We start from the raw sequence: 4800 nt of genomic DNA, 5'->3' as shown, positions 1-4800 counted from the left end.
CTAGATGCTAGATGCTAGTTTGGCTTGTAAATCTTGTTGGACAATCTTAATTGCTTCTAACGCAACCTTTGGGTCGATTTCGTTGCTTTCGAGCAGATAGATCAGGTCGACAGCTAACTTAACTTCTTCTGGGGCGTTATCCAGTGGTGATGATGGGTTATCAGTGTTCATTTCGCTTGGGGTTCTCTAAGTTAATCAGTCTCTCAATATTTTTCATTGAGTCTTCGCAGCGTTCTAATCGTTCTTTTGCTAATTGCCAAGCCTCGTCCGCTTTTTTCTTACTGTGGCGAGGCGCAGAATCAAACGCTAACTTGCGTACTCGTACTAAATCAACCAGTCGCTTTTGCCAATCTTGGTGCTGAGCGAGTTCGTTGTATAGGTCGTTAAGGTTTTTTCCTGACTTACTTTTTCGATCTAACCTTAAATCATGGTTGGCTAGTTCTCTTTGGATTGCAGCTATCTGATTAGTGAGTTTTTCTGTCAGGTAGTTGGCCCGAGAAGCAGTAAGTTGGTTTGTCGCTTGTTCTCGAACAATAGTGTTGTACGTTGCCTGAGTTTCGAGTGCGTAGGGCAGTAAAATAGAAGAGCTGCACTTAAACAAGGTTCTATCGAACAAGGCTTGATGATAAGCCCCTCGAGATTTATCAACCTGCGAGCAATGGCCAATTAAGGTATCAATGACGCTTTTTAATTTAGAGAAGTGATTCATTTTACTTACCTTGGGCGACTGGGCTATAAGGTTACAAACCAAGCTTCGTAAGCCAGCTTAATCGCAAGTACGCTTACAACAGTAACAAAAACAGGTCGTATAAATGTAGCACCGAAACGAATAGCAGAATGTGCCCCAACAAATGCTCCAGCCATCAAACAAAGACCCATAGTTAAACCAAGAACCCAATCAATATGACCAAGAATTGCGAAGGTAACCAAAGACGTAAAGTTACTGGTAAAGTTCATGGCTTTAGATAGACCTGAAGCAAGTAAGATATTGAGACGATAAAGCGCCATCGAGCTCACAGTCCAAAAAGCGCCGGTTCCTGGGCCAGCAACACCATCATAAAAGCCGAGAATGAATCCTTGGTACTTTTGCTTTCTCTTGAGTACCGGGCACGGTTTAGGAGACACATTATGGCTCACATCTGGAGTCTTATGAAAAATGGTATAGACCGCTGCTGCAAGAATGACTAGCGGTAATACCTTCTCTAACCACTCTGTGCTTATGGCATCAACAGTCAGGGTGCCGATTGTTGCACCTATTAAAGTAGATATGAAAGCATTGACCCAACATTCAGGTTTGAACAGCTTCTTGCGATAGTAAGTAAAAGCGGCTGTTGATGAGGCGAATGTTGCGGCCAGCTTATTAGTGCCGAGTGCAATGTGTGGCGGTAAACCAAGCGATAGCAAAGCTGGTACAGTTAACATCCCTCCGCCACCGGCGACAGCATCAATAAAGCCTGCAGCAAATGCAACCAAGGCAAGTATGACCAACATGGTTGGCTCAATCATTTCCATAAATAGCTAGTGTTCTCGTTATCGGCCGTTCGGGCAGCCACATGAAGAATCGAGGGATTAGTCATGCTGGGTTGTGAATGCAAGGGCCTAGCGATGGCAGGCCCATAACTACCACGAGGGTAGGAAAATTAGTATTTTATTGTTCTTTTAAAAGGCGGTAGCGAATCGAGTAGGGACTTTCCGTATCGCTTCGTGACTATGCGTCTATCAAGGATCGTGACTTTACCAGAATCTCGTTCTTTACGCAGCAATCTACCCACAGATTGAATAAGCTTTTTACTCGCTTCTGGAACAGTAATCTGCATAAAAGGATTACCGCCACGAGATTCAATATATTCTGAATGTGCCCGCTCTACAGGAGAGGTAGGAACACCGAAAGGGATCTTGGTAATAACAAGGTTTTCAAGCAGCTCGCCAGGCAGATCAAGACCTTCAGAAAAGCTACCCGTTCCAAAAAGAACGCTGGTTTTACCTTGGTCTATGAGCTTTTTATGTTTTTTTAGGATTTCAGTTCGTGAGGTATCCCCTTGAACCTGTAACGCCCACGACTTTTTAACGAAATCTGTTGCCAAAGCCTCGGCCACTTGGTTCATTTGCCAATAAGAAGAGAATAGAATGAGATTGGCTTTGTTGTCTTCTATTACCTTAGGCAAAATTTCAATAAGATATTCGGTAAACTGAGGTGCTTGTGGTTCGTACTTCATTGCAGGTACCACTAATTCAGCTTGGTTCTGATAATCAAACGGCGATGCCAAAGCAAGAAATTGTACGCCATCTTCTGCTTTTTGGCTGATACCTGATTGATGACAAAAAAAGCTGAAAGAGTTGAGTGCTCTCATGGTCGCAGATACTAACACTGCACCAACACAACGACTCCAAATCTGTTGGTCCAGTTGCCAACCGACTTCTAATGGTGAGACATTAACAACAAAGTCTCCCTCGCTTTCTTTGCTTAATTCAAGCCAACGAGCCAAAGGCGCCCCTTTTTCTCTCTTAGGTTCAGCCATTAATCGCCATACTTGAGCAAGGTTTTCTGTTCTTTGTATATAGAAGCCAATTTCTGCAAGCGCAGGCTCTGCAAGCTTTGCTGAAAGCTCTCCGTCTTTAACTCGTTCTGCAATCAAGTCTGCAATTTTTGCTACGGCTTGGCTCGCCTTTTGCGTTAATTGTTTGAGATCTTTCGATTCGCTTTCTAACCATTCAGGTAAGTCACCATGCTCGAAGCGATACAAGCCATCTTCGAAGTGGCTAGCGTCAAACTGTTTGCTCATTTGAGTCAGAGTCGGGATCAGTTGTTGTACTGAGTCTTGCAACTCATTTCTAAATCTATGAACACGTTTCTCGTCTGCTAGCCCCGAAAGCTTAGTGATCGATTGATTCAAACGCTCTAACCAAGAGGCAGCACCTTTTAAGCTTGCGGCAGCAGAGGAGTGATCTCTCGCTACGTGTGGCAAGTGGTGAGCTTCATCAAATATATAGATGCTATTTTCTGGTTCTGGCAGTATCACACCGCCGCCTAGGTCCGCATCAGCCATCACTAAACTGTGATTGGCGATAATCACGTCTGCTTTATCTAGCTCTGAACGTGCTTTTTGGAAAGGGCAGTCTCTGTGCGTAGGCATACTGTTGTTACAGCTGTGCTTATCACTGACAATCATCTGCCAAATCATGTTGTCGATAGGTTTTGGCCACGAATCACGGTCGCCATCCCATTTACCTTGGGTGAGGCTGCGGTACATGGTTTGCAGTTGCTCGATGTCTTTCTTTTTTGGTTTGGAATCGAACATGGCCATTTGACCACCATCAACCCCACACGCAGCGGCCAACTTCTCTGTACAACAATAACGCTGTCTTCCTTTCGCTAAGATGAAAGAAAACTCTCTATCAGTAAGTCGTCTATATAGAGGGAGATCTTTATTGACGAGTTGTTCTTGTAGCGCAACGGTCGCTGTTGAAATGACGATTTTACGATTGTTGAGCACGGCGACAGGAATTGTTGCCATTAAATAAGCCAGTGACTTCCCGATCCCGGTACCTGCTTCAGCAACAATCATGCGATTACTTTTGTGGTATTGACCACAAAGTGTCTTCGCTATTTCTGCAACAAGGTAATTTTGAGCACGTCGAGGTACAAAGTTATCCAACTGATCTTGGAGGTTTTGATAACTGGTGCGTATAGAATTTTGAATTTTAGTAGTTAGCATACTGTGACCTACGTAACGGAGCGAGGATAGTAGCACATATCACTAGTCGGTACATTTACCGCAAAATAGCTTGCTTTTGAATCAAAGGTAGATCTCGTTCACAAAAAAAAACTGAACCTTCAGGAACTTAACGATTTTATTTATGTTACGAAATATATATATTAAAAAATCGCACGATGCAGGTGTTAAGTTCTGTGAATCACGATTTAAACCTAAATGAGTGGAGTATTATACTTAATTGTTCTTTATTTGGGCTATTATATTTCCCTTTAAATTTAAGGGTAAGTTGCTCGTAAAATGATGAAAAAAAATGTAAACCTATGATTTTTATGTATTTTTGTTTTTTTTAGGTTTGTTTTTAGTTTATTTGACACGCAGGATAATCTTTTGCAATCTAGACCACGAAATTTAGTGGCGGTGATTAACTACCAAAGAGTAGTAATGACCAGTCATAAAAAATAAAAGGGAACCGGGCAAGGATCTCCCATTCTTAGAAAAGGCAGTGGATTTATTATGAAAAAGACTCTATTAGCTCTAGCAGTTATGACAGCAGCTGGTTCTGCAAACGCAGCAATCGAAATTTACAACCAAGACGGCGTTTCTGTTGACCTTAAAGGCGACATCGAAGTTGTATACAGCAACGAGTACAAAAAAGGTTCTTCAATGGAACAAAAAATCGAAGATGCTGACTTCGGTTTTGATATCAAGTACATGGTAAACGAAGAGTGGAAAGTAGGCGCTTACTGGGAATTCAACGGTTCTGAGAACGCAAATGCTGAAAAAACTCGTAACGGTGATACATACGTAGCAGCATACAACGATACTCTAGGTTCAATTAAGTTTGGTCGCCTATGTACTGCTGTTGATGATCTAGGCATTGGTAAAGATGAAGCTTACGGCATCTCTACACTTCTAGATAATGCAACTAACGAGTGTGCTGACGAAGCTGTTCGTTACGACTACGACAATGGTGCTCTTTACGCAACTCTAGGTTACGTACAAGACAAAGTAAGTGGCGCAAACAACAAAGAAGAGAAAGGTAAAGATACTGAGTACTTCGACGCTCGTATGGGTTACCGTTTTG

5 protein-coding genes are annotated in these 4800 nt (G+C 42.5%); 1 reads left to right on the top strand and 4 read right to left on the bottom strand.

Features of this window, described 5'->3' with window-relative positions; genetic code table 11:
* The 4 genes from rsmS to dinG all read right to left on the bottom strand — a co-directional run bounded on the left by rsmS (position 1) and on the right by dinG (position 3716).
* Complete coding sequence (gene rsmS, locus AB4496_RS22020; protein ID WP_009846328.1) at positions 1–171, bottom strand: pleiotropic regulatory protein RsmS; 171 nt, start codon at positions 169–171, stop codon at positions 1–3.
* Positions 161–709 (bottom strand): primosomal replication protein, encoded by a 549-nt coding sequence (locus AB4496_RS22015; RefSeq protein ID WP_009846329.1) that lies wholly within the window; start codon positions 707–709, stop codon positions 161–163. Before AB4496_RS22015 ends, rsmS begins: the two co-directional genes overlap by 11 nt.
* A 23-nt stretch (positions 710–732) precedes the next feature.
* On the bottom strand, positions 733–1512 hold the full coding sequence (locus AB4496_RS22010) for a TSUP family transporter (RefSeq protein ID WP_009846330.1): 780 nt from the start codon (positions 1510–1512) through the stop codon (positions 733–735).
* Between the two features lie 128 nt (positions 1513–1640).
* Positions 1641–3716 (bottom strand): ATP-dependent DNA helicase DinG, encoded by a 2076-nt coding sequence (gene dinG / locus AB4496_RS22005; RefSeq protein WP_009846331.1) that lies wholly within the window; start codon positions 3714–3716, stop codon positions 1641–1643.
* 513 nt (positions 3717–4229) lie between these two features.
* On the opposite strand from dinG, the gene AB4496_RS22000 reads away from it, so the two are divergent.
* The coding region (locus tag AB4496_RS22000) for a porin (RefSeq protein ID WP_372131970.1) at positions 4230–4800 on the top strand (571 nt) is incomplete at its 3' end.

The organism is Vibrio sp. 10N.222.46.A1 (assembly GCF_041473595.1).
GTDB classification, from domain to species: Bacteria; Pseudomonadota; Gammaproteobacteria; order Enterobacterales; family Vibrionaceae; genus Vibrio; species Vibrio tasmaniensis_A.
The sequence above is the reverse complement of the archived record's forward strand: the minus strand, read 5'-3'. Positions and strand labels throughout refer to the sequence as shown.